This is a genomic window from Mesorhizobium sp. f-mel, from assembly GCF_053850215.1.
Genome location: NZ_JBSPTO010000001.1, coordinates 382960 through 407786, shown reverse-complemented (window position 1 = coordinate 407786; position 24827 = coordinate 382960). Strand labels below are relative to the sequence as shown.

Below are 24827 nucleotides of genomic sequence, written 5' to 3'. Positions count from 1 at the left end.
CTATTTGACAAGCAATGGCCAGCGAGTAAGCTTGCCCGATGCAGGGCTTTTCAGGCGATCTAGAGAGCCGGTTCCGAACAGGAATGAGCATCGACGCTGCCATGGCGGTGGCGACCGATGTGCTGGAGCCCGTCGGTTTCACCTCATTTATCTATGACTATACGCCTGTGCCCGTCAGCCATGAGGGCGACCTGATCACGCCCTCGCTGATGGCTCTGCACAACGTGCCGCTCGACATGCAGGATCTCTGGTGCAAAGGCGGGTATTATCAGCTTGACCCCGTGCAGGAAGCAGCGCTCGCCGTATCGAGGCCGTTCCTCTGGTCACACAAAGGCGTTCAGAGCACCGTCATGCAGCACGTGCTTCGGTCCAAGCATGATCCCGTGATCAGCTATCTGCTCGACACCAGGATGACCTGCGGTGTCACCGTGCCCATCCGTCTTGCCGGCGGGGACCTGGCCACCTTCACCGCGATCCGCGCCGACCCCGAGACCGGGTTCGAGGCCGAAGCAAGGCAGTTCATCGCCGAAATCGGCGATCTGGGCCATCTTTTGCATGACTCCGTCTATGCCGGTTTCGATGCCGGAATCCGCACCTGCCAATATGTCCATCTGACGTCGCGCGAGCGTCAGTGCCTGCGCCTCGCCGCCGCCGGACTGACGGCCAAGCAGGTCGCGCGCGAGATTGGCCGCGCGGTGCCGACTGCAACGCTGCATCTCAACGCGGCGACACGCAAGCTTGGCGCGCGCAACCGCTTCCACGCCATCGCGCTGGCTGCCCACTACCGGCTGCTGGAGCCAGAGCATTGAGGCTCTCCGCCTGAGGGCCACCGGCCCCTGCCAGGGCAAACCTATAAATAGTGCTAGCTGTAAATGCACCGGGCCACTTAGTACCGTCGGCCGCAAAATAAGGCTTGGGAGGGTCCGTCACTTTGGTTCCTGCCGCGCCATGACGCGGAGCTTGGAACTGTGACGACACATGCGACCACCGTAGGATTTAGCGACTACAAGGGCTACCGCACCTGGTACCGCGTAATCGGAGATCTCGACTCGGGCAAGTTGCCATTGGTCGTCGCTCACGGCGGGCCGGGTTGCACCCATGACTATGTTGATTCGTTCAAGGAGCTTGCCGATACCGGGCGGGCCGTCATCCACTACGATCAGATCGGTAACGGCAAATCGACCCATCTGCCCGACAAGGGCGGCGACTTCTGGACCGTCGATTTCTTTTTGGGCGAACTCGATGCGCTGCTCGCTCACATTGGCATTGCCGACCGTTACGCCCTGCTCGGCCAATCCTGGGGCGGCATACTCTCGGCCGAACATGCCGTGCGACGCCCCGCCGGGCTCAAGGCGTTGATCCTGGCCAATTCGCTGGCCTCAATGGCGCTATGGGTGGATGGCGCGCTGCAATTGCGCGCCGGGCTGCCGGCCGATGTGCAAAGTGCGCTTGACCGGCACGAGGCAGCCGGAACCACCGATCACCCGGATTATGTTGCGGCAACCAAAGCCTTCTATGATCGCCACGTCTGCCGTGTCCTTCCGACGCCGCCGGAGGTCGCCCGGACATTTGCGGCCATCGACGCGGATCCGACGGTTTATCACACCATGAACGGGCCCAATGAATTTCACGTCATCGGTACCATGCGGAACTGGACCATCGTCGACCGCCTGCATCTGATCGAGGCGCCGACCTTGGCGTTCCGCGGATTTTACGACGAAGCGACCGAAGCCTGCGTCCAGCCCTTTCTCGATCATATTCCCGACGTCGAAGGTATGGTCTTCCCGAATTCCAGCCACATGCCGCATGTCGAGGAGAAGGACGATTGCCTCGCCGCCGTCGGACGCTTTCTGGCCAGATACGACTGAGGTCCATACCCCCACAGCAGCCTATCTTTGCGCAAGCTTATTGTGCAGGGCTTAGAGCCGCCCGATTTGCTCATAATCTCTCCACGATCAGCCGCGATGGCCGCGTCCCATCGAGAAAAACCGTGTTGCGCGCCACTTGCCGGCTACGGCCGAGGCCAGCCGGCGCACCGGTATTCGGATTGACGTCGAACTTCGGAAAATTGCTCGAAGAGATGTCCAGCCGCAGCCGATGGCCGGCACGGAACAGATTGGCGGTCGCAAATAACTCGATGCGAAGCCGCATGATCTCCCCAGGCTTCACGAGCTCGGCTCTTTCGAATGAATGCCGGAAACGGCAGCGGAAAATCCCGTCTGTCAGGTTCAGGGCAAAGCCCGTCGGATAGTCTGCGCTCGGTGGATAGACGTCGATCAGTTTGGCCGTGAAGTCGGTGTCGGTTGCATCGGTCGCCGCCCAGAGCTCCACCGCCACCAGTCCGAGCACGGTCAAATCGTCGGCAAGCGGCTCGGTCTCGAAGGAGAGGACATCGAGACGGGCGGAAAGCGGCAAGCCAAAATTGCGGCAGCCGAAGAACCTGTGGTCCTCTCTCTGGTCGAAGCCGCCGCCGGCGAAGATCGGCTGACCGCTGGTCAGCGCCCCGCCGATGGTCGGGACGGGATCGGCGGGATCGAAATCATAGGTCAGCGCGACGGCGTCGGCCGCAGGAAAGGCCTCCGAGAGCCTGCCGTTGGGGTGCAGATAATAGCTTTGCTCCGTCCCCTCGGGCAGCGGCCACCGCTTGGCTTTGATCCAGCGGCCGCCGTGATCGAGACGGCCCGTTTCATTTTTCGTGCCCTTTCCCCCGCCCATGACAAAAAGGCGGATCGGCTCCTCGTCGAGATCGCCCTCCGGCCCGCTCTTCAGCCAGCGATCGAACCAGCGGCGACGAAACTCCAGCCAGCTCGCCGCCACATTGCCGCCGAGCGGAGCGGTCGGTCCGAAATCGACGTCGCCGGCAAAGGTCAGATTGCGGTCGCCGTGCAAGCCCGGACCCATGATCAAGGCGAGCGGCCGTTTGCCATTGCTGGCAAGGCCAGCCAGATTTTCGAACGTCGTCGGGACATAGACGTCGAACCAGCTCGACATCAGAGCGATCGGAATGTTGGGAATGGCATCGTAGAAGCCCGCCGCATGAATGCCGACCTGCTTCCAGAAATCGTCGAAGGTCTCGTGCCGCCACTGCTCGAGCAGATAGGCCTCGTATTGCGGAGCCCAGCGGAGCGGCGAACGTCCCTCCGACCACGGCATTTTGCCGAACCAGCGATGCAGGTTTTCCGCTTCGAGCGCCTTTTGGCCCAACTCGTCGCCGGCGGCAACGGCGCTCTCGCGGGCTTCCCGGTAGGCCCAGGTCGCCTGTTTCAGCTCGAACGCACCGCCTTGGCGGATGCCGCAGGTGAAGGCATTTGAGAACCCGCCGGAATCGAGGATCATGGTAGCAAGAGCCGGTGGCGCAAGGCACGCCGCCGCCATTTGGGTATGTGCGGCATAGGAAAGGCCCATCGTGCCGATCCGGCCGTTGCACCAGGGCTGGGCTGCGATCCATGCAAGCGTGTCGTAGCCGTCCGGACCTTCGGAGCGATATTTGACGAACTCGCCTTCCGAGCCGTAGCGGCCGCGGCAGTCCTGATAAACGACGATGTAACCATGGCGCACGAAATGCTCGGCGACCGTCGCGCGATCCATCGGTTCGGTCATACCGACCTCGAGCTCGGCGCGCGACGCCATCGCCTTGCCATAAGGCGTCCGCTCAATGATGACGGGAGCTGGCCGGTCCAGCGCGCGGCCTCCCCTTGCCGGTCGGTAGATGTCGGTCGCCAGTCTTACCCCATCGCGCATCGTCACCATGACGTCGCGGCAGAGGACCATGTCATCGGTCACGGACTGGAACGCCTGGAGGTCGGTCATCTCTAAAAATTCCAAGGCGTTCAGACGGCAGCGTCATTGAGGTGGCATGCGCTCTTGTGTCCGGCAGCAACCACCTTCAGTCGCGGCGCTTCGGTCCGGCAACGAGGCATCGCGTGCGGGCAGCGCGGGTGGAAATGACAGCCGCTCGGCGGCGAGAGCGGGCTCGGCAATTCACCCTTGATCGCGGCAAAGCCGCGTTTGGTGGTTTCGATCCGCGGCACCTCGGCGAGAAGCGCCTGCGTGTAGGGATGGTTGGCCCGGGCAAATATCTCCTCGGACGGGGCCTCTTCGACGATGCGGCCGAGATACATGATCGCCACCCGATCGGAGATGTGCTCGACCACCCCGAGATCGTGGCTGATGAACAGGTAGGTGAGGTTCAGCCTCTCGCGCAGGTCCATGAAGAGATTGAGGATTTGCGCTTGGATCGAGACGTCCAGAGCGGCAACGGCCTCATCGCAGACGAGAAATTCCGGCTGCACGGCGAGCGCGCGCGCAATGCCGATCCGCTGGCGCTGACCGCCGGAAAACTGATGCGGAAAGCGGTGCTTCAACGCCGGATCGAGGCCGGCACGTCGGAACTGTTCATCGACAAAGGTGCCGAGATCGCCGCCGACCAGCCCGTGAACGCGCGGGGCCTCGCCGACGATATCGGCCGCTTTGCGGCGCGGATTGAGCGAGGCATAGGGGTTCTGGAATATCATCTGCACGCGCAGCTTGGCTTCACGCCGCTCGGACGGCGGGAGCGCCTTCATATCCTTGCCGCGCCACGATACCGATCCCCTGGTAGGCGACACAATGCCGGCGACGATCCGCCCCAGCGTGGACTTGCCGCATCCCGACTCGCCAACGAGGCCCAGAACCTCACCCCTGCGAACGGCGAGACTGACACCGTCGATCGCCTGCACCCTTGCCGCCGGTTTGGCAAGTTTGAGCGAGATCGCCAAACGAGCAGCGAGATCGGGCCGCGTGCCGAAGCTGTGAGAAATCTCGTTCAGTTCGATCAGCGGCGCCATCCCGCCAGAACCCGGTGAGGAGCTTTGAATGTTTGCCGCAACCGGAGTCGAGGAGATCATACGCGGAGCTCCGGCAAGGGATGGACGCAACGGTGCTCGCGCGGGCCAGCAGCGAACAGCGGCACCGCCTGGGCACACACCGCATCGGCACGTGCGCAGCGCGGGGCGAAAGCGCATCCGGTCGGCAGCCGCGCAACACTGGGCGCCATTCCGGGGATCTGCCGAAGCCGCTCGCCGCGCTGGTTGCGGCTGGGAATGGAGTCGATCAGACCTGCGGTATAAGGGTGCAGCGGACGGGCGAGAACGTCCGACACCGGACCGGATTCGACGATGCGGCCCGCATACATCACGGCGATCCGGTCGGCGAGCCGCGAGACGACGGCGAGATCATGCGTGATCCAGATCAGCGACGTGTTGTTCTGCGCCACGAGCTTTTGCATCTCGGCGAGAATCTGCGCCTGGATCGTCACATCGAGCGCGGTGGTCGGCTCGTCGGCAATGATGAAGTCCGGCTGGTGCAGCAGCGCGATAGCGATAACGACGCGCTGGCGCATGCCGCCGGAAAACTGATGCGGATAGGCCTGCAGCCGCTCGTCCGGGCTCGGAATCCCGACCATACCGAGCGCGTCGCGCGCCCGCGCCCTGGCCTCGGTGCGCGAGACGTTTTCATGCGCCTGCACCGCCTCGATCATCTGCGTATCGATGCGCAGGACCGGGTTCAACGTCATCATCGGATCCTGGAAGATCATGGCCATGCGGCGGCCGCGCAGCGCTCGCATCTCCTCGCGGCTGGAGCGGGTGAGGTCGCGGCCGTTGAAGAAGATCTGACCGCCGACGATCATCCCGGGCGGATCGACCAGGCCGATGATGGAAAAGCCAGTGACCGACTTGCCGGACCCGCTTTCGCCAACGAGACCCAGAACCTCGCCGCGCGCGACGCTGAACGAGACGCCGTCGACGGCTTTTGCTTGTCCGAAATGGGTCCTGAGATCGCGGACTTCGAGTACGGTCTCATTCATTCGCGCCCCCGCGGGTTGAGCACGTCGCGCAGCCGATCACCGACGAGGTTGATCGCAACCACGGTAATCAGCAGCGCTACGCCCGGATAGAAGCTGATCCAGGTCATGCCGGAGAGCATGTACTGGTAGCCGTTGGCGACCAGCAGGCCGAGACTGGGCTCGGTGATCGGCACACCCAGGCCAAGGAAGGACAAGGTCGCCTCCAGCGAGATGGCGCGCGCCACCTGCACCGTCGCGATCACGATCAGCGGCGGCAGGCAGTTGGGCAGCAGATGGACGAACAGAATGCGCCATCGTGGAATAGCGAGCGACTCCGCTGCTTCCATGTATTCCTTGCGCCGCTCCACCAGCGCCGTGCCGCGCGCGGCACGCGCGTAGGTCGCCCATTCGACGATCACCAGAGCGAGTACAACGTTGAGGATTCCTTTGCCGAGAAAGGCGAGGATCATCAGCGCAACGAGAACGGAGGGGAAGGAGAGTTGCAGATCGACGATGCGCATGATCGCCGTCTCGGTCCGACCGCCGACATAGGCGGCGAGCAGGCCCAACGAGGCGCCGAACAGCGCTGCGAAAAGCGCCGAGCTGACGCCGACGCCGAGCGATATGCGCAGGCCATAGATGATGCCGGAAAGCATGTCACGACCCTGGTCGTCGGTGCCGAGCCAGAACGTCATGCCCGTCATCGATTGCGAGCCGGGCGGCAGGCGACTGTCCATGATGTCGAGCTGGTTCAGGTCGTAGGGATTTTGCGGCGCTATAAGCGGCGCAAGCAGCGCCAGCCCGATGATCGCGGTCAGCAGCACGAAACCGGTAACGGCGGCGGGCGAGCGGAAGAATGCCCGCACGAGCACTTGAAACGGCGCCTCGTCACCCTTTTCGGCCTCGACCGGCATCGGCGGCGGCAAGGTGTCGATGCTCATCTCACGATCCCTCGCCCTGGAGCCGCACCCGCGGGTCGAGTGCCGTATAGGTCAGGTCGACGACGAGATTGATGATGACGAAGAAGGCGACGATCGCCATCAGGTAAGCAGTGATGATCGGACGGTCCAGCACGTTGATGCTGTCGATGATCAACTTGCCCATGCCCGGCCAGCTGAAGACGCTTTCGGTGACAACCGAGAAGGCGACGATAGAGCCGAACTCCAGGCCGATGATGGTCACCACCGGGATCATGATGTTCTTCGAGACGTGGACGCCGATCACGCGCGTTTCTTTGAGGCCCTTGGCCCGTGCGAACTTGACGAAATCGAGCGGCAGGACTTCGGCGACGCCGGCGCGCGTCAGGCGTAGAATGAGGCAGGCGTCGAACAAGGCGAGGTTCACCGCCGGTAGGATCAGGTGGGCAAGGCCGTCTTTGGTCAGGAACGCCCATTGGACGCCGAACAGTTCGGCGGTCTGGCCGCGCCCACCACTCGGCAACCAGCCGAGTTGCACGCCGAAAAACATGATCAGCACCAGCCCGACCCAGAAGGTCGGCAGCGAGAAGCCGAGGATGCTGACGGTCATGATGACGCGGCTCAAGATGCCGTCCGGCCGCAGCCCGGCATAAAGCCCGAGCGGCACGCCGACGACGATGGCGATGAGGATGGCAGCGACGGCCAGCTCAAGCGTCGCCGGCAGTCGCTCCAGGATCACCCTGATCGCCGGCTCGTTGTAGACGTAGCTCTCGCCAAGGTCGCCATGCAGCGCCGCCCAGAGGAAGCGGAGATACTGCTGCCAAAGCGGCAGGTCGAGCCCGAGGGCCTGGACGACGCGCGCGCGCTCGATCTGGTCGGCGTCGGGAGAGATCAGAATGTCGACGGGGTCGCCGATGACGTTGATCGCGATGAAGACGATGACCGTCATGGCGAACATGACCATCACGGCCTGGAGCAGCCGGCGCACGACGGCTGCGGTCATGGCATCGCTCTCCAGCCTGATTGCCGGAAAGGCTCGTCGGTCGTCTGTGCGCGGCACATCACGCCGGCACCGCCATCGCCATGCCGTCGCGCTGCGGATCGGCACCGCCGCGGCAAACTCCGTCTTCGATCTGGATGCCGTGAAGGGCGGCAAAAGCGTAACTTTGCCAGGAGCGCTTCACCTCGTAGCCCCTGCCCTCGATTTCTTCAGTGACATAGCGCGGAATGCGATTGGAGACGTCGATTGTATTCGACACCGCCACGATCCTCGGGGCGGCCACCGCTTCCGGCATGCTCATATCGAAATCAATGAGGTTCATCAGGCCCTGCGCCATGGACGGCGCGATATAGCTGCCGCCGGGCGCTCCCATGACGATCACGGGCCGGTCGTCCTTGAAGACGATGGTGGGCGCCGCAGAGCTGGCCCGCCGCTTGCCGGGAGCCAGCGATCCGGCCCTGCCCGGCCTTGGGTCGAAGCGGCTCATCGTTCCGTTGTACATGAAACCCAAGCCATCGGTGATCGCCCCCGAAGGACTGCCCAGCGTGTGGGTCAAGGCGACGGCGTTGCCCTCCCGGTCGACTACCGAAATATGAGTCGTCTCGCGCGGCGACCGGTCGTCGACGCGCTCGATCCTGGCGCGCAGCCCAGCCTTAATCTCGGCGGCAAGCCCGCCGCAATAATCGCGGGACAGCAACCGCCCGACCGGCACGTCAACATAGGCAGGATCGCCGAGGTGGCGGTCCTTGTCGATGGTCATGCGCTTCATCGCCTCTGCCAGCAGGACGATGTGCTCGGCACCGCCATGCTCCATGGCTCCAACATCAAAATGTGTGAGGATGTGGAGCAATTGCAGCATGGATATGCCGCTGGCGGGCGGCGGGCTGGTCGCGATATCGTAGCCGCGATACTCGCCCCAGAGCGGTTGCGCGGTAGAGAGCTCGTAGCACGCCAGATCATCCGTCCCGATGAGGCCTCGGTTGGCGGCCATGTCGGCGGCGATTTCTTCGGCGATCTCGCCCTTGTAGAAAATGTCCGGACCGGCCGCCGCGATGCGCTCGAGCGTTTGAGCGAGATCGGTGTTGACGACGACGTCACCTGGCAGCTTCACCGTGCCGTCAGAGCGAAAATAGATTGCGCGCCCCGTGTTGCTGAAGCGCAGCTTGTCAAGTGTCCGCACTTCGCCGGTATCGACGCCGTCCTGCGACCAATACCAGTGGACATGCGGGCGGACCATGAAGCCTCGCCTGGCCTGCGTGGCGGCGGGTGCGACGACGTCGGCCCATTCAAAAGTGCCATATCTCCCCAGCGCCTCGGCATAACCCTTGATACTGCCCGGCGTGCAGACGGCGAGGTAGCCGATCTCGCTGATGCCGCCTTCCAGCAGAAAGGCGAAGCCATCGCGAGACTGGCCGACCAGGAGGTCGCTCCACATTTCGGGCGATGCTTTGAGCGGCGCCCTGGCGTAAAATTCAAGCACCTCATGCACGCCGCGTCGCGGCATGTAGACCTGCATCGAGCCAAACCCCCCGATGCCGGCCATTTGAGGGTCGACGACGCCTTGCATGAAAGCGCAGGCGATCGCCGCATCGACGGCGTTGCCGCCGCGTTTGAGCACCAGCGCGCCCGCCTCGACCGCCTCCGGCTGCGGCGCAACGATCATTGCGTTCATCTTGAGGCGTTCCGTCGTTCCTTGAGCGCCTGGGCCAGGAAATCCTTGACCGGATCGAGAACCGCGTCGCGTTCGTGGGATACCCCGGGCAACAAATCAAAGCGTACGCGCACACCGGCTTCCTCGAACGATCGACACAACGTCCTGAGGCGTTCCGGCCTCGTTTGTCCTGCATCGTTGGCGCCCGGCATCCAATGGGTGCTGCCTTGGACATGCGTGATTTCCCAGGTCTCCAGGTCGGCATCACCGACGATCATCTGGACCGGCACTTTTGCCAGCGCTGCGGCGTCGAAGGTAATGCCGAACTTCTCCGCCAGGTCGCGAATGCCCACCCACCAGTCCCGCGTGGGATCGAGCAAGGTCACCGAGCCTGGCGCACCGATCGACGCCGCCCAGAGCCTGTCGGGATGGAGGATGGCGAAGCGATGGGTGAAGTGCCCGCCGCCGGAAAATCCGAACATGGCGAAGCGGGTCCAGTCCTGACGGTATTTCGCGACAACTTCCTCGACTATGGCGAGCAGCACCTGATCGTAGCGGATGTCGCCCTCGATCATGTATTTGTATCCGCTGCGGGCGTCGTCGCCGAGAACGCCCATTGGAAACACCGGGCACAAGATGGCGCAGTCGTTCCAGCGTCCGAACTCGGCGAACGCGTCGCGGAAACCCAGGAACGAGGTGCGGCCAGTGCCATGGACGGCCACCAGCAGGTCGACTTGGGCGCCTTCCCCAACCGCGGGCGGTACATAAAGGCAATAGTGGAAGCGTGGGTCTGATTTGGAAGCAAAGATGGCGGTCGCGCCAAGATCGTATGTAGCGCGACCGCGATCCGCGACGGATCCCGTGGCGATGCTCGTCAAGTCTACAACTCCTCAGACAGTCTTGGCATTCATCGCCAGCGTATACTGGTCGGCCCGCGTCGTGAACTGAAGGTCCTTCCGGGCAGCCACGACGAGGACCTCGTGGTGCATCGGAATCACAGCGACGTCGTTGAAGACGATCTCGCTGAGCTCCGAGAGCATCTTTTCGCGTTTGGCATCGTCCAGCGTCCGCTTCGCCACAGCCAGTTTGGCATCGAGATCGGGGTTGGAGTAGCGGCCCGAATTGGCAATACCCATACCGGCATCCGGGTTCTGCGTCGCGACCAGCGCTGTCATCGGGTTAGAGGTTTCGCCCGTGTTGACGCCCCAGGAGTCCAGATTGATGCTGAACTCATGGGCATCCGCCTTGTCGGCATAAACCGACCAGGGCATGACCTCGACGCTGACTTCCAGGCCGATGCGGGAGAACATCTGGGCCACGGCCTGCACGATCTTCGAATCGTTGACGATACGATCATTGGGCCCGTGGATCGTCAGTCGGAAGCCCTCGGGGTAGCCAGCCTCGGCGAGCAGGGCCTTGGCTTTTGCAGCGTCGAATGGAACGGGTTTGATAGCAGCCGAGGTGCCCGGGGCTCCGGCAGGCAGAAACTGCGAAGCGACAATGGCATTGCCCTGCATCAAGCGCTCCACAATGGCGCTGCGGTCGATCGCCATGGACAGCGCCTGCCGCACGCGCAGATCCTTCAGCGGGTTGCGGTCGAGCGGCTTGCCGTCCTTGCCAGTGATGAAGGGCGTGACGTCCCGGAACGTGTCCAACGAGAAGAAGACGACCCGGCTCGAGACGCCGCGAATGATGTGAAAGCGCTCGTCTTTTTCGACGCGAGCAACACCCTCGTAGGGCACCTGTTCAACGAGGTCGAGATCGCCGGCGAGCAGGTTGGCAAGCCGCGCGCCGGCATCGGTGACGATGCGGAGCTCGACGTCCGGCAAAGCAGGCTTCGGTCCCCAGTAGTTTGGATTGGCGGAAAGCGCGACACGGTTGCCGGAAACATATTCCTTCAGCACATACGGGCCCGTGCCGATCGCCGCGGTGCCGTTGTTGAACTGATCGCTAGGGGTATCCTTGAACTTGGCGCGGATGATGCGAATGCGACTGAGGGAGTTGGGCAGAAGCGGCTCCGGCTGTTTGGTTTCGATGAGAAGCTTGCCGGGTTGGGGCGAGGTGATCGAGTTGATGTTGCGCGTGTAGGTCCGGAACGACGCCGTGCTTTCGATGGTGTTGGCCCGGTCGAATGAGACGACGATGTCGTCTACGGTGAGCGGCTCGCCGTCGCTGAAGCGCACGTCGGGCCGCAGGTCGAACTCCCAATGGGTGTCGTCGACCACGCGCCAGGCCGTCGCGAGCCCCGGTCTGGAGATCGATTTTTCGTCGTTGATGACAAGCGTGTCGTAGATGTGGGTGGCAAGCGCGTTGTTCGGCGCATTGCTCTTCAGATGCGGGTCTAGCGTCGTCGGCGGAGCAGCCATGCCGATCCGCAGCTGGCCATTTGCCGCGGCCTGGGCAAGCCCCGTCCAGCTAATGCCTTGCAAGACAGCGGCACCCCCGAGCGCCCATTGCATCAGCGCACGGCGCGATATTGTCCGGTTCATCATTGGTTCTCTCCGTGTCCACTCTGGATAGGTCCGTCGGAGGAGTTCTTTTCTGCTGCCGCTTGCCATCATCGAGCCCAGCCTAGGATCCGCTGACGGTGCCGGCCTCCTTCCTGACGGCGAGTTGAAACTAAAGCTCCTCCGCTTGTCAATACAGATAAACCGTTGTTTCACTAGACGAGACAAATTTTCTCGTTTAGGCTTCAGCATGAGAGTTTTGGCGAGGAAACGAGAAATGACCGATCAGGCAGACACCCGGTACACAGTCGATTCCGTCGATCGCGCGATCAGCTTGCTGCAGACTGTGGCCGGAGAGGCCGATCTTGGCGTTTCCGAAATCGCGCGGCGTTCCGGCGACAGCAAGGCACGTGCTTTCCGGCTTTTGCAGACGCTGGTGCGACGCGGTCTGCTGGCGCGGTCATCGGATGGAAAAGGCTATCGTCTCGGCCTCGCCGCGCTGATGCTCGGCCACGCCGCCAGCGAACAGATGGACCTGATCCGCATTGCAAACCCTGTTCTGGAAGAACTCGGTCAGGAGATCGGCGAAACCACCCAGCTGCGAATCCGCGATGACCAGGAAAGCCTTTGCGTCGCCAAATGGGAGCCGAAGCGGGACCTTCGCGTCAATGCGATTGTCGGCCGCCGGCGTCCGCTACATGCCGGTTCGAGCAAGGCGTTCCTGGCCCATATGGATGATGAGGAGCGCGAGGCTATTCTTTCCGGCCCGTTGAAGCGCTTCACCAAGAAAACTGTGACCGATCCTCGGCTTCTAAGGGGCGGGCTCGAGCAAATCCGCAAGGCGAAGTTTTTCGTCAGTCGCGGCGAGATCAACGACGATCTGATTTCGATCACCGCACCGGTGTTCGTGGCACCGGGCAAGATAATCGCGGCGCTGAACATCGCTGCCCCGGAAAACCGGGTGCCGGAAGAGCGCATAAGCGAACTGGGCGATATGGTAGCCCGGGCCGCCCATCGTATTTCCGCCGCCCTTGGCTTTCGCTCGCCGGCCAATGAGATGGCGAGTTGAACCGGTGCCAAACATCACACGACTTCCTTGGCGGATTGTGACGAGGGGTGTATCTCCGGAACGGTGAAAATCGACACCTCGCCCTTGAAGCCTTGGAGTTCAAAGGCGCCTGCCTGCACAACCGGCATCGATGCTCCTTGCGCAAATCCGGGACCAAGCACCAGAGGGATCCTCAGCTTTTTGGTGGTTGACTCGAGCCGTGCCGCGCGGTTCACCGGCGAGCCGATCGCGGTGTAATCGAAGCGCCGTTCGGAGCCGAAATTCCCTACGGAGCAGATGCCAGTCTCGATGGCGACGCCGATTTGGATAGAGGGGTGCCCGCGCGCGGTGAACGCGGCGTTTTCGCGCTTCACCCGTTCGATCAGGGCAAGCCCCGCTTCGAGCGCACGCTCGCGATGATCTGGCTGGTCAAGCGGCGCGTTCCAGAAGGCTAGCACGGCATCGCCCATGAACTTATCGATGGTCCCGTCGCGCTTGAGTATCTCATCGGTCGCGAGGCCGAGGAAGTGATTGACCACCTTTGCGATTTCTTGTGCATCGAGTTGTTCGCTCATCGCCGTGAAGCCGCGTATGTCACTCAGCAGGATTGTGATCTCGCGCTTCTCTCCGGACAGGATCGCTTCGGTATCCGAATTTGCGAGGCGCTGCACCACGGAGGGCGACAGATATTGGGAAAACTGCCGAGCCAGGGTGGACCGGCGCTGCTCGCTGCGCCTGTAGAGGACATAGCCTTCGAAGCCTGCTAAGAGGATCGTCGCAAGCGCCGGCTGTAGTGGGTCGTAGAGCTTACCCTGCAGGCTGAATTCGAGAGCGCCGAACGCGAAGGGCATAGCAACAAGGAGCGCCAGAGCGAGGGCGCCAAGCATGACACGCTGGGCGAGAACTCCCGAAAGTCCGATGAAAACGATGCCACTGAGGACCAACCACAGCCGCTCCAGCGTACGCGCTTGCGTTGGCTCTGCAAGAAAGCGCGCGGCAAGCATCTGGCCGATTGCATCAGCGTGGATGTCCACGCCTGGTCGCGCCGGACGCGTCGGGGTTGGCAGGTACTGCGTCAATCCCACGGCCGACAGGTCGACAATGGCGATGGCGTTCCGCAGCAGCGGATCGCCGCGGCCCGAAAGAATACTACCGGCAGATATGCGCGGCGTATTGGTGTCGGTTTCCCAGAGGCGGATGCTGCCCTGCGGCTCGAGTGGCACGATGGTCCCGGCCATCCTGAGCGCGTCAAACCCGGCGGCATTCATCCGGGCTACGTAGCCGTTCTCTCCGGCGTAGAGGCGCAGGAGTTCGAGCGCGAAGGACGGCCAGAGCTGAACGCCTTGAGCCGTATTTCGGAGCCAGAGCAGCGGCACATGGCGTAGTACGCCGTCGGTATCGGGCAAGGTGCGAATTACGCCGAGACCCGCAGCGGCGCTCGAGAATTCGGCAAGCGAGCCGGTCAGGCCGGTGAAGCCGGGAAGTGTGTCGGGTACTTGCCCGACAATCGACCAGCCGGCTTTGGGCACTGCTTCTGAAACCGTCGCCTCGTTGCCCAGGCTGACGGCAAGCGCCGTCCGGTTTTTCGACAGCGCCGTTGCCAGGCGCTTGTCTCCGGCGATACCGTCAGGCGAGGTGTCGGCCTCGGGCAGCACCAGCGCAAGCCCGATCACCGCGGCACCAGACCCGCTGATGCCATCGACCAGATCAGCCAAAAGGCCACGGTTCCAAGGCCATCGCCCATGTGCCTTGAGGCTGGCGTCGTCTATCGAGACGATCACGACAGGATTGCTCGTCGCCTGGCGCGGGGCGAGAAACTGGTAGAAGTCGTACGTGCGTTCGCGCAGGCGCGACAGCGGCCCGTCGAAAGCCAAATGGCAAGCGAGCAGCAAGAGCACGACCACGAGACCGGATATTTTGCGCCTGGCAGCTTGCCGCCAATCGAACACGGGGCTCATGCCGGTCGGGCGGGTCTACCTGCAGTCTGGATAGCAGCAACCCTCACCCTCACACCCACCGTTATCCCCGCCGCCGCCCACGGGTGGCGTTAGGCTGTCGGGGAACTCCATGACCACGCCTGGCAATGCGCCGTTAGTGGACTCGCAGGCTTTGAGCGAGCCGCCGAGTGCCGACGCACAAATCGCGCTTACGTCCAATCCAGGACCCGGTGCGCCTGGCAGACCGGTGCCGGCTATCCGGTCGATGCTGTCCAATATCGGGAACGTGTCGATTCCGCCGTAGCCGGTCAGCAGCTTGCCATTTTCCGATGTGCAGGCGTAGCCCGGGTTGGTGATGACCAGCCGTTTGCCATTCATCGTGCAGGTCATGCGGCCGGCGCGCAGTATGCCGACGGTCTGGCCGGCTGCCACCAGCACTTCGATGATGCCGCCTCTGGCCCCGAGCACCATATGCGGCGTCGCAACCTGCATGACGCCGCCTTTGGAAATCTGGCCGCCATAAAAACGGGCCAGGCCGCTGTTCATCCCGACGTCGATCTTTCCCGATCCGGAGCCCGGATTGTAGACGAATTCATCGATCGTCAGGCTGGTGTTCGGACCAATCTTGGCGCTCGATTCGTCCCGGAACACCAACATTCCAAGACCAGTGGGATTGCTGCGCAACTGATCGCCGAGTTCGACGCCGGCACCGACACTCATCGTCCCGCTGTCATTACGGACGATGTTGGTCTGGTAGGCCGTCATCGACCCGATCGTTTCAGCGGCGGATGGTGCCGCAAAGCCAAGGCAGGCGACAAAAATGGCGATCTGACGGTACGGGGTCCTCATCGCGGCCTCTTTCAATTGAGCGTCAACGTGTAGCTCATGAGCATTTCGAACGATTTTCGGTCGCGGCTGGCAATGTCGAAGTTGATTTCGCGATAGGCGAGATCGACGCTGATCTTCTGCGACTCCGTGAGCTGAAAATCGCTTTCCGAGGCAATGCGCCAGAAGTCGCTCTTGATATTTGTGCCGATGCCAACGGACAGATCGGGAGTGTCGCTGTGGCCGGCCGAGAAGGCGACCTGGTGCGACCATGCGAAAAGATCCGGTACGTTCATCAACAGGCCGCCGTAGCGGATCTCGCCCATGTAGCTGTGGCCGATTTCGCCAGATCCGGAGGCGAAGTCATTCGAGCCGACCAGGCGCAATCCGAGCGCCTGGCCATTGCGGAAGCGGTAGCTGCCGCCTGCCTCATAGAAGACCCTGCTATCGGCGAAAATGCCTTGCGAGGCGCTTAGATCGATGTAGCCGCCGCCTGCAAAAAGCGTCGTCTCGACGGTCGGGCGCACAAGAAAGCGTCCACTGAGGCCGATGCCGGTTTCGTGGATATCGCTGTCGAAACGATCTGTAACGGTAAAGGCCGAAAGCAGCAGGCGCAGCGAATCGATCCCACTGTTGGGCAGCCCCTTGTCCCAGGTGATCGCGGCGTTGCCGTGGATGAAAGTCTCCTTGCTACCCGGAACCGACAGGTCTGGCGTGAAAAAACGCTGTGTCGCCGTCAACGACCCTGAAAGAACGAGAGCGTCGGCACTTGGCGTGCCGAGGTCCCATCGCACAAAGCCTTCCGCCCGCCCATAGGGCGAGACGAAGCTGTCGTCGTCCTGGGCCCCGCCGGGCTCAAAATCGGTGAATGCGCTGAACACGCCGCCGGTCAGGGCGAGTTCCCAGGTGACGCCACGCAACGCGCGCTCGATGCGGGCAAGCAGGCGAACAGCTTCCTGCTGCTCAGCCGCGGACAGGCCCCCGACCTCGATGCCGTACTGCACCTGCCGCCGGGCCAATTCATAGGAGCCGACATGATAGTACAACCGGCTGGCCGCAAGCCGGGCGCGGGCATCGCGGGGATATTTGATGAGATACTGCTCGACCGACGAGATCGCCTGATCGTACTGCCCGGCGTTGACGGCAACCGTGACGAACTGGGCGAGCGTTCCGTTGTCGGCCGGACTGGCGATGCGGGCTGAAAAAGCATCGTCATAGGCCGGATAGAGACCTTGTGCGCCGGCCGGCGATATGCCGGTGCAAAGCAGCGCCGCGGCGAAGCCGAAGATCATTGAAAACGAGGAATGCATGCCGAGAAACCCACCCCAACCCGACTAGTGCAGCGATCTAGCACGCCTGCACGAAAAAAAGCGACAGAACTGTCACAAAACCTTCCGAGTCTTCAGCAGCTGTTGCAGCTGCGCAACAAACTATCGGGTTCATTCGCATTTCGGCTACCCTGGTTGGCCAAGCATCTTCTCAGCGTTGCTGGACTTCGAGCAAGTATTCGCTACAAACGGCAACTAAGCCAAATCATAATCAGCCGTGGATCGCGCAGCCGACAAGATCAATATTGTTTGCGCGATTCTGCGCATATCTGGTCGCCGCCTGACGCATCAAGTGTCACATGTAGCTCATCCGAAGGTCTTCCGTCGCGTTGCGCAAGCGGTCGGAGAGCTGGCGGGCGATGCTTCTCAGGACGGCCTGCGCAATGTGCGGCCTAGCCTTTGTTATCTTGTTGAACGCCGACGAGGTCAGCTTATAGGCAACAACATCCTCGTCGGCGATCACGTCCGTCGAGCGTGGTCGCTCGGTCAGGAAACCCATTTCGCCCACTGTGCATCCAGCCCCGATGCTCGCCAGCCGGCGCCGCCCGCCAGGCGTAATTACCCAGACGCTGATACAGCCGCGCGTCAGCATCCATAGTCGGTCCGCCGGATCGCCAGCGCGGCACAGCACTGCGCCCTTCGGGAATTCGACGTGGTCGAGATAGCTCATCAGCACCTTCAAATCTTCCGGCTGCGTGGTCATGCCGAAATCGGTGCGTTCGAGTGGCACCTCTATCACGGAGCGGGCTGCACTGTCGGTCCGCTGCACGATTTCCTCTTCGAAGCGCTCCAGCGCTGTTTCGAGGTCGGGGTAGATATTCGGTCCATTAGGTTGCGACGTGCACTCCTCCAGAACCTGGGCATCCTTGAGGTCACTGAAGAACAACCGCTGACCACGCCTGGCGCACCGAGCGGCGATCTGCTGCAATGTCAATGCGCCGGAGGCGTCGATGTCGCTGACGGCGCGGAAATCGAGAATGATCACCCGCACGGCGATGGGCAGCCGGTCGATCTCCTCCGCGAGCTCATCGGCATTGCCAAAGAATAGCACCCCCTGCAGCTCGAAGACTGCAAGCTCCCGCTCGTGGGCCGCCAGCAACTCGTTCTGAGCTGTGGAACGGATGCGCCTGGAGCGCGTCTTGCCGACTATCTCCTTTCGCCGCACCACGGGCCGGTTCATTTCGATCATGAAGACGATGCAGGCCAGCGCCACGCCGACCACGGCGCCGACAACGGGTTGGCCAAGCACTGTGGCGAGCGCCACCGTAGCGACTACGCCGATATTGCGCTGTGCCTGGATGCGGCCCGTCGCATCCTTGCCGAAGAGTGCCTGGCGCGCGGTCCGCAGCGCCCAACGGTCTATGGTATTGATGCCAACGAAAACCAGAATGGCGGCCAGCACAACCAGCGGCATCGAGAAGATCAGACCCGGGAACGCAAGGATGGCCGCAAGCAGCACCGCCCGGCTCGCAAATGTCGAGGCGCGCGTGCGCCCACCGGCACGATGGTTGGCGGCAGTCAGCGAGGCTGACGTGGAGACGAACAGCCCGCCCATAATAGGGGAGACAAGGTTGGCGATGCCCAGCCCGACAAGGGCGCGGTCCGGACCGATCTGAATGTCAGCCAGATTGCGCGCCGTGCGCAGGGTGAAGACCGTGTCAAGCGTTCCCACGATCGCCAGGGTCAACGAGCCGGCGATCAGGGTCCACCAGACATCTCCGAACCCGAGCCGGAGTGCGATGGCAGCGTCGTGTAGGCCTATCGGCGCCCAACCGCCCAGATCGATCGTGCCGACAACGGGGCCGAGCTCAATGCCGGGCGCCCACAGACGGGCAGCATGGTAGATCAGATAGCCGATCAGCAGGCCGGCAAGCAGCGCCGGAATCCTAGGTGCATGTCGCGTGATCACCACCATGGTCGCGATCAGCGCAAGACCGAAGGGAAGTCTTGTCAGAGTGGCGAGGCTGAAATCTGCCGCTGCGACCCCACTCCAGGACGAGACCGCGAGAAGCACCGGGGTCTGACTCTTGATGATCAGGATGCCAACGCCCGAGATGAACCCGGCGACAACCGGGTGGGGGGCAAGCTTGACGATTCGGGCGAGTCCGGTCGCCCCGATGAAGATCATCCAGAAGCCGGCCAGCATCACGCATCCGACGAAGGCAAGCAGCGCCTGGGTCGTGTTGCCGTCGAGAGCGACGAGCAGGGATCCCAGCAGGCTGGCCTGGATCAGTGAGTTGCTGGGCATGGTCGTCACGAAGGACGACCGTTGAAACACGGAAGCGACGATGCCGCCGACAATGGCCGCGATGACGCCGGCAAGCGCGCCTTCCGCCACCCGATCCTCGCCGAGCGGCGAAAGGGCAAGGACGCCGGAGGAGATGCACATTGGCAGCGCTACGCCAGCCGTCGTCACACCTGCGGTCAGTTCCTGGGCCAGAACGCCCAGCCCGGCGCTCAAGCGGCGCGCAAAATCCGTCTGTGTCCCAACCTGCTCAACCACCATTCAAAGCCCCTACAACCTCACGGCGGTGATCCCGCCAACGCCATCCTTCATGTCGGCACGCGTCCGCGGGCGCGACCCACTACAGCACGAGCGTAGTGGCCAGCCCCAGCATCAGGCCCATGCCTACAATATCGGTCACCGTGGTAAGGAAGATCGCGGAAGCCACGGCCGGATCGGCGCCGATCCGCCGCAGGCCCAACGGGATCAGCACGCCGGAGATCCCGGACATGAGGCACGATCCGGACATGGCGAGCAGGATCACAAGTGCCAGCATCGGCGCCTGGGATGCCGACTCCGGTTGCTGCGAGGCGTAGAACCACATGGCCGCAGCCGCCACCAGACCGACGAGCAAGCCGTTGGCGATCCCGAGCACCCCCTCCCTCAGAATCAAGTGCAGCTTCGGTCGTTTGTCCACATCCCCCAGGGCGAGACCACGCAGCGTAATAGCCAGCGCCTGGCAGCCGGTGTTTCCGCTCTGCCCGGCCAGCACCGGGAGGAACGCCGCCAATGCGACGATCTTCTCGATCGTGCCTGTGAACGAACTGACCACGAAAGCCGCCATGAAGGCCGTCAGCAGGTTGAGCTGCAGCCACGGATGACGTTTCAAGAAGGCTGAAAACAGCGGCGTGAAAGAACGCTCCTCCTTCTGGACACCCACCATCTGGCCAGGCTGGGCAGAAATCTCGATGATTTGCTGCTCGAACAGCCGCCAGCCGCGAACCTGCCCGAGCAGCCGGTTCTCCGCGTCCACCACAGGATAGACAGGGTAGTGACGGCGTACCGCCGCCTTGCAGGCTTCGCTCAAAGGCATATCGACGTGAAGGGCGAACGGACTTGCCAGCATGATCTGATCCACCGTCGCGTCGGCCTCGCTCAGCATCAGATCGCGCAAGACCACCAGGCCAACCAATTTATCGCCCTCGTCCGTGATGTAGAGGTAAGTCAACTCGGTCGGCACCTGCGCGCGCCTGACGGCCTCGACCGCGGCGGCTACCGTCGTCCCGACAGCAACGCTGGCGGGGATCGGGTCCATCAGCTCGACGATGGCCTCGGGGATCGCGAGATCCTTTCCGTCGGTATGGGGTTTGATAGGCCTCATTTGCGGTGGCAAATGCTCCGCCACCTTCCGGGCGTGCCCATCCGGCAACAACCTTAGTGCGTCCCGGATGAACTCGGGAGGCTCTCCGGCAAGCAATTCAGCCGCATCATCAGGTGCTCGAGCACGCAGCGTGCGCACCAACTTCTGAATGTCGTTCTCTTGCCTCATCTGTTCCCCCAACCTCTAATGTTGCGCCTCTTGAGCTTAAAGACCGCACCGGTTCGCTCTGCCCAGGCGCACGGTGGCCCAAGCGCCTCGATCCGGAAATCTTCGCCTTCTCAGGGCGCCGAGTAGACCGAACCCAGACAAATCTGAGCCATTGCGTGGGTGCATACAGGCGGGCTGTAACGTCAGCGTGTCGCCAAGAGAATTGTCGTGTTGCCGAAATTCACCGTCGATCCCTGGGCTCCGCGAGCACGTCGCAACCCAGCGGCGAAGTAAGGTCGGCAATGGGCCGTCGTGGCCCTGTTCATTGGGGTGCGCTCAGCCCGACAGTTCGCGGTGTGAACGGCCGCGCTTTAACCTGGGAAGATGGTGAAACCGCCATCGACGCGAATGACCTGCCCATTGATGAAGCGCGCGCGCGGACCGGCGAGGAAGGCGACCGCTTCGGCGATCTCTTCGGGCTCGGCATATCGGTTCAGCGATTTCTTGCTTGAGTCCATACGCTCCGGATCGACGACGCGGCTCGCCTGGAAGCGTGCCGTCTTGGTGGCGCCGGGGCTCACCGCATTGATGCGCACGCCATCGTCGATCAATTCCTTGGCGAGGCAGCGCGTATAATGGACGACGGCAGCCTTAAGCGTGGAGTAGACCACCTCCGGCGAGCATCCGATATGCGCTGCCGCCGAGGCAATGTTGATCACCGAGCCTGAGCCGCGCTTGACCATAGGCGGAATGAACGCCTGGCAGACCAGCATCGTACCGATAAGATTGTTCTCGGTCAGAACCTTGATGTCATCATAGTCGATGTCGAGCGCGTTGTTGGGACTGGGCTTTACCCCCTTGGCGCCGATGTCGCCGCCGGCGCAGTTGACCAGAACATGCACATCGCCGAGGTCCGCCTCGATCTTCCTCTTCATTTCGGCGACGGCTTGCTTGTCGCCGATGTTGCCTGTGACCGCGGTCACTCGTGTCCCATGCTTTTCCAAACCCCTGGCGGATTCGCCGAGGTCTGCGAATTCGCCATATTGGGATGGCCGGGTCCAATCGAGATCGTGAATCGCGACGTTTGCGCCAAGTTCGGCCAAGCGTTCGGCCATCACACGGCCGAGGCCGCGTCCCGAGCCAGTCACGAAGGCAGTCAGGCCGCTGAGTTCTCGGGCAGTCATGCTGATTTCTCCATTGCAATGAAATCGAACTTCTTCATGTTGGCGGCGCTGCGCCGGATCATGTCGAGCTCATACGAAACGAGCGCGCCGTCATCGTCGCGCTCCCATGGCGTCCGGTAGTCGGCGTCGTCCGCAAGACGGTTCACGCGCGCAGCACTCAGGCAGGCCGCGAACTCGCGCGCGGTCTTCGGCGCATATCCGTTCCACCAGTCGTCGGTGAGACAGCGAACGTGACGGGCCTCCAGCGCGCCTGGCTCGAGCACGGCCGTCAGCGTATCATGGTGCTCGGCGAGGATGGCTGCCAGTTCGGCGAATGGCACGGCGCCATCGCCGATCGCGCAGCGGACCAGACGGTAGCCCTCATCCGTGAACTGCACGCGATAGTCCTTGAGGTGAACGTGGCGGACATGCGGCGCGATCCGCCGGGTGAAGGAAAGCGGTGCCTCGCCGACAGGGAACGCGTTGCCTGTATCGTAGGTGATGCCCACACCGGGCCCGCCGAGTTCGCAGAACGCGACCAGTTCGTCGCTGCCGAAATCCTGATGGTTCTCGATGCCGAGCACGCGGCCCTCAGCCGCCGCACGCGGTCCCCATTCCGTCAAGGCAGCGCGGATCGTCGCGTTGAACTCGCTCCATTTCGCGCCCCAGACGTTGCGGTCGCCGCACAGGACTGGGGTCAGTGCGATACGGATCGTTGTCGCCTCGAGCAGGCGCGCAGCCCGAAATGCGTTGTCCAACGGACCTGCCACGAGAAGTCCGCCACTTACCACCGGGACGATGTCTAGCGCGGTCAGACGCCTGCGCAGTTCGACGACCTCGGCGTCCGGCAAATCGGTCAACCACGGTTCGTAGATCTCGAGCGTGCGTGCGCCGAGTTCCTGCGCGAGCGCTATGAAGCCTTCCAGCCCCGCCCCATCCGGATTGTGCCGCGGCGTACCGCGGCCCTGCAAGCCGAGATGGTAGGTCAGTCCGTAAGGATTGAGGCCGAGACGAAGAATCAATTTGGTAGTCCCTTTGAAAGATGTGGAAGCGATCGCATCAGCGCAGACCCGCATCCACTGCGATGGACTGCTTCGTGATCATGCGGCTGTCATCGGCGGCAAGGAAGAGCACGGTCCGTGCAATCTCTTCGCCCAGCAGTACGCGGCGGATCAATTGCCGCTGCACCGTCTGGTCGATCGCGTCCTGCGTCTTGAACCACAACTCCCGCTGCCGCTCGGTGATGACAGCGCCGGGCTCGACTGCATTGACGCGGATGTTGTCGGATCCGAACGACCGCGCCAGCGCGCGCGTCAGCGCCACCACAGCGCCCTTGGCGGTGGCATAAGCCACCATCTGGTCCGCCCCGAAACGCCATGCGATGGAAGAGAAATTTATGATCGAGCCGAAGCCGAGTTCCTTCATATGCGAATGCACCGCCTGCGCGGCGAAGAAGTGATGCCGGAGATTGACGTCGAAGCTGCGATCCCAATATTCGGCTGTCACCGCGTTAACAGCATGGCGCTGATCATCGGCAGCGTTGTTTACCAGAACGGCGACCGGACCAAGCCGCGCGCGCACGCCTTCTACCGACGCCTGCAGCGCAGCGACGTCTGTCACATCGCAATGGAGGTACACCGGAGCTCGCCCGCCGGCACCGCTGAGCTCACGCACCAATGCCTCCGCGGGTTCATCCTGCACATCGAGAAAGCCCACGCGGGCGCCATTCGCCACGAAAGCACGGACCATATCGGCCCCGATCCCGGAGGCACCGCCGGAGATCAGCACGACGCGATCGGTCAAGCTCGGATAAGTCGCGAATTGTTTGGACATCAGATCACAGAAGCGCCTTGGTTGTTGGATCGAACAGACAGGCGCGCGACATGTCGATGCCGAGCGTTATCGTCTCGCCCATGATGGGAGCGTCATCCGGCTCGAAACGGCCAGTGATCTCCAGGTCGCCTAGCCTGAGGACGGCAAGTGTCTCGGCCCCGGTCGGTTCGACCAGTTCGACGGGCGCCTGCATCGACTGCACAGCCGGTTTGCGCGACTTCAAGTCGGTCGTGAAGCGGTAGATGTGTTCGGGCCGAACACCCAGCACCACGTCCTTTGGCGCACCGACAGGCAGCGGAGCGGCAAGGGCAAGAGTGGCGTCGCTGCCGTCAGCAGCGCGCACCGCGATGCTGGTTGTGCCGGTAAGCCGGGCGGGGATGAAATTCATCGCCGGCGATCCCATGAACCCGGCTACGAACATGTTGGTCGGCCGGTCATAGATCCGCTTCGGCGTGTCGAACTGCTGCACCGAGCCCTGGTTCATCACCGCAATGCGGGACGCGAGCGTCATCGCCTCGACCTGATCGTGGGTGACGTACACAGTCGTCTTGCCGACGCGGTGGTGAAGCTTCTTGATTTCGGTGCGCATGTCCACGCGCAGCTTGGCGTCGAGGTTGGACAAGGGCTCATCAAACAAAAACAGCTTCGGGTCGCGTACCAGGGCGCGCCCCATCGCAACGCGCTGCCGCTGGCCACCCGACAATTGCCCGGGCTTGCGGTTGAGCAACTGCTCGATCTGCAGGAGTGCGGCAACCCGCTTTACCGCTTCTGCCTGCTCCGCTTTGGGCACGCCTCGGCTTTCCATGCCGAAGGTGATGTTCTGGCGCACCGTCATGGTGGGATATAGGGCGTATGACTGGAACACCATCGCTATGTCGCGGTCCTTGGGCTGCACGGAGTTCACCAGCCGGTCGCCAATCCAGATCTCACCCGACGTGACGGTTTCCAGGCCGGCGATCATGGCGAGCAAGGTTGACTTGCCGCAGCCGGAGGGACCGACAAGGGCGATGAATTCCCCGGTCCGCGCCTCGAGATTGATCCCGGCCAGAATCTCGAGGCCGCCATAGCTCTTGTGAAGGTCGCGGATCATCAGCGCGGACAT

General features: G+C 62.7%; 20 protein-coding genes. 3 read left to right on the top strand and 17 right to left on the bottom strand.

Features of this window, described 5'->3' with window-relative positions:
• Positions 1–83: 83 nt before the first annotated feature.
• Both ACWUKX_RS01895 and ACWUKX_RS01890 read left to right on the top strand, forming a co-directional pair.
• Complete coding sequence (locus ACWUKX_RS01895; protein ID WP_456003289.1) at positions 84–809, top strand: autoinducer binding domain-containing protein; 726 nt, start codon at positions 84–86, stop codon at positions 807–809.
• A gap of 159 nt (positions 810–968) precedes the next feature.
• Positions 969–1868 carry a proline iminopeptidase-family hydrolase gene (locus ACWUKX_RS01890; protein WP_456003287.1) on the top strand — a complete coding sequence of 300 codons (900 nt, stop codon included), beginning with the start codon at positions 969–971 and terminating at the stop codon, positions 1866–1868.
• Positions 1869–1938: 70 nt separating this feature from the next.
• Here ACWUKX_RS01890 and ACWUKX_RS01885 read toward each other — a convergent pair whose 3' ends face one another.
• The 8 genes from ACWUKX_RS01885 to ACWUKX_RS01850 are packed head-to-tail and all read right to left on the bottom strand — an operon-like array spanning position 1939 to position 11884.
• On the bottom strand, positions 1939–3810 hold the full coding sequence (locus ACWUKX_RS01885; protein ID WP_456003285.1) for a CocE/NonD family hydrolase: 1872 nt from the start codon (positions 3808–3810) through the stop codon (positions 1939–1941).
• A 20-nt stretch (positions 3811–3830) separates the two neighbouring features.
• Positions 3831–4826 (bottom strand): ABC transporter ATP-binding protein, encoded by a 996-nt coding sequence (locus tag ACWUKX_RS01880; protein WP_029355029.1) that lies wholly within the window; start codon positions 4824–4826, stop codon positions 3831–3833.
• Positions 4827–4882: 56 nt separating this feature from the next.
• On the bottom strand, positions 4883–5845 hold the full coding sequence (locus tag ACWUKX_RS01875) for an ABC transporter ATP-binding protein (protein ID WP_456003283.1): 963 nt from the start codon (positions 5843–5845) through the stop codon (positions 4883–4885).
• Complete coding sequence (locus tag ACWUKX_RS01870; RefSeq protein ID WP_456003281.1) at positions 5842–6765, bottom strand: ABC transporter permease; 924 nt, start codon at positions 6763–6765, stop codon at positions 5842–5844. The genes ACWUKX_RS01875 and ACWUKX_RS01870 overlap by 4 nt, the downstream gene beginning before the upstream one ends.
• A 1-nt stretch (position 6766) precedes the next feature.
• The gene (locus ACWUKX_RS01865; protein WP_127208009.1) at positions 6767–7744 is read right to left on the bottom strand and encodes an ABC transporter permease; all 978 of its coding nucleotides are present in this window, start codon (positions 7742–7744) and stop codon (positions 6767–6769) included.
• Positions 7745–7802: 58 nt separating this feature from the next.
• Positions 7803–9413: a gamma-glutamyltransferase gene (ggt, locus tag ACWUKX_RS01860; protein WP_456003279.1), complete on the bottom strand. Its 1611-nt coding sequence runs from the start codon at positions 9411–9413 to the stop codon at positions 7803–7805.
• Entirely contained in the window at positions 9410–10270 is an 861-nt protein-coding gene (locus ACWUKX_RS01855) for a hydrolase (RefSeq protein WP_065007058.1), read from the bottom strand. Before ACWUKX_RS01855 ends, ggt begins: the two co-directional genes overlap by 4 nt.
• Positions 10271–10282: 12 nt before the next feature.
• Complete coding sequence (locus ACWUKX_RS01850; RefSeq protein WP_051695391.1) at positions 10283–11884, bottom strand: ABC transporter substrate-binding protein; 1602 nt, start codon at positions 11882–11884, stop codon at positions 10283–10285.
• 121 nt (positions 11885–12005) lie between these two features.
• Between ACWUKX_RS01850 and ACWUKX_RS01845 the strand changes: the two genes are divergently transcribed.
• Positions 12006–12908 (top strand): IclR family transcriptional regulator, encoded by a 903-nt coding sequence (locus tag ACWUKX_RS01845; RefSeq protein WP_456003277.1) that lies wholly within the window; start codon positions 12006–12008, stop codon positions 12906–12908.
• Positions 12909–12922: 14 nt separating this feature from the next.
• Here ACWUKX_RS01845 and ACWUKX_RS01840 read toward each other — a convergent pair whose 3' ends face one another.
• The 9 genes from ACWUKX_RS01840 to ACWUKX_RS01800 form a co-directional block, all read right to left on the bottom strand.
• Positions 12923–14845 carry a CHASE2 domain-containing protein gene (locus ACWUKX_RS01840; protein ID WP_456003275.1) on the bottom strand — a complete coding sequence of 641 codons (1923 nt, stop codon included), beginning with the start codon at positions 14843–14845 and terminating at the stop codon, positions 12923–12925.
• A gap of 15 nt (positions 14846–14860) precedes the next feature.
• Positions 14861–15688: a FecR family protein gene (locus ACWUKX_RS01835; protein WP_456003272.1), complete on the bottom strand. Its 828-nt coding sequence runs from the start codon at positions 15686–15688 to the stop codon at positions 14861–14863.
• Positions 15685–16959: a tetratricopeptide repeat protein gene (locus ACWUKX_RS01830; RefSeq protein ID WP_456003270.1), complete on the bottom strand. Its 1275-nt coding sequence runs from the start codon at positions 16957–16959 to the stop codon at positions 15685–15687. Before ACWUKX_RS01830 ends, ACWUKX_RS01835 begins: the two co-directional genes overlap by 4 nt.
• A gap of 313 nt (positions 16960–17272) precedes the next feature.
• Complete coding sequence (locus ACWUKX_RS01825) at positions 17273–19483, bottom strand: SulP family inorganic anion transporter (RefSeq protein ID WP_456003268.1); 2211 nt, start codon at positions 19481–19483, stop codon at positions 17273–17275.
• A 79-nt stretch (positions 19484–19562) separates the two neighbouring features.
• Positions 19563–20750: a magnesium transporter gene (locus ACWUKX_RS01820; RefSeq protein ID WP_456003266.1), complete on the bottom strand. Its 1188-nt coding sequence runs from the start codon at positions 20748–20750 to the stop codon at positions 19563–19565.
• A 350-nt stretch (positions 20751–21100) separates the two neighbouring features.
• Positions 21101–21913, bottom strand: a complete 813-nt coding sequence (locus ACWUKX_RS01815; RefSeq protein WP_095484126.1) for an SDR family NAD(P)-dependent oxidoreductase — start codon at positions 21911–21913, stop codon at positions 21101–21103.
• Entirely contained in the window at positions 21910–22914 is a 1005-nt protein-coding gene (locus ACWUKX_RS01810) for a sugar phosphate isomerase/epimerase family protein (protein ID WP_456003264.1), read from the bottom strand. Before ACWUKX_RS01810 ends, ACWUKX_RS01815 begins: the two co-directional genes overlap by 4 nt.
• A 37-nt stretch (positions 22915–22951) precedes the next feature.
• On the bottom strand, positions 22952–23725 hold the full coding sequence (locus tag ACWUKX_RS01805) for an SDR family NAD(P)-dependent oxidoreductase (RefSeq protein ID WP_456003262.1): 774 nt from the start codon (positions 23723–23725) through the stop codon (positions 22952–22954).
• A gap of 4 nt (positions 23726–23729) precedes the next feature.
• Positions 23730–24827, bottom strand: coding sequence for an ABC transporter ATP-binding protein (locus ACWUKX_RS01800; RefSeq protein ID WP_065007049.1), 1098 nt, complete (start codon positions 24825–24827; stop codon positions 23730–23732).

Bases quoted from the DNA above. Each gene is read 5' to 3' on its own strand.
- ACWUKX_RS01895 (WP_456003289.1), top strand. From the start codon at position 84: ATGAGCATCGACGCTGCCATGGCGGTGGCGACCGATGTGCTGGAGCCC.
- ACWUKX_RS01885 (WP_456003285.1), bottom strand. From the start codon at position 3,810: ATGACCGACCTCCAGGCGTTCCAGTCCGTGACCGATGACATGGTCCTC.
- ACWUKX_RS01880 (WP_029355029.1), bottom strand. From the start codon at position 4,826: ATGGCGCCGCTGATCGAACTGAACGAGATTTCTCACAGCTTCGGCACG.
- ACWUKX_RS01875 (WP_456003283.1), bottom strand. From the start codon at position 5,845: ATGAATGAGACCGTACTCGAAGTCCGCGATCTCAGGACCCATTTCGGA.
- ACWUKX_RS01870 (WP_456003281.1), bottom strand. From the start codon at position 6,765: ATGAGCATCGACACCTTGCCGCCGCCGATGCCGGTCGAGGCCGAAAAG.
- ACWUKX_RS01865 (WP_127208009.1), bottom strand. From the start codon at position 7,744: ATGACCGCAGCCGTCGTGCGCCGGCTGCTCCAGGCCGTGATGGTCATG.
- ggt (WP_456003279.1), bottom strand. From the start codon at position 9,413: ATGAACGCAATGATCGTTGCGCCGCAGCCGGAGGCGGTCGAGGCGGGC.
- ACWUKX_RS01850 (WP_051695391.1), bottom strand. From the start codon at position 11,884: ATGATGAACCGGACAATATCGCGCCGTGCGCTGATGCAATGGGCGCTC.
- ACWUKX_RS01840 (WP_456003275.1), bottom strand. From the start codon at position 14,845: ATGAGCCCCGTGTTCGATTGGCGGCAAGCTGCCAGGCGCAAAATATCC.
- ACWUKX_RS01830 (WP_456003270.1), bottom strand. From the start codon at position 16,959: ATGCATTCCTCGTTTTCAATGATCTTCGGCTTCGCCGCGGCGCTGCTT.
- ACWUKX_RS01825 (WP_456003268.1), bottom strand. From the start codon at position 19,483: ATGGTGGTTGAGCAGGTTGGGACACAGACGGATTTTGCGCGCCGCTTG.
- ACWUKX_RS01820 (WP_456003266.1), bottom strand. From the start codon at position 20,750: ATGAGGCAAGAGAACGACATTCAGAAGTTGGTGCGCACGCTGCGTGCT.
- ACWUKX_RS01815 (WP_095484126.1), bottom strand. From the start codon at position 21,913: ATGACTGCCCGAGAACTCAGCGGCCTGACTGCCTTCGTGACTGGCTCG.
- ACWUKX_RS01805 (WP_456003262.1), bottom strand. From the start codon at position 23,725: ATGTCCAAACAATTCGCGACTTATCCGAGCTTGACCGATCGCGTCGTG.
- ACWUKX_RS01800 (WP_065007049.1), bottom strand. From the start codon at position 24,827: ATGTCCGCGCTGATGATCCGCGACCTTCACAAGAGCTATGGCGGCCTC.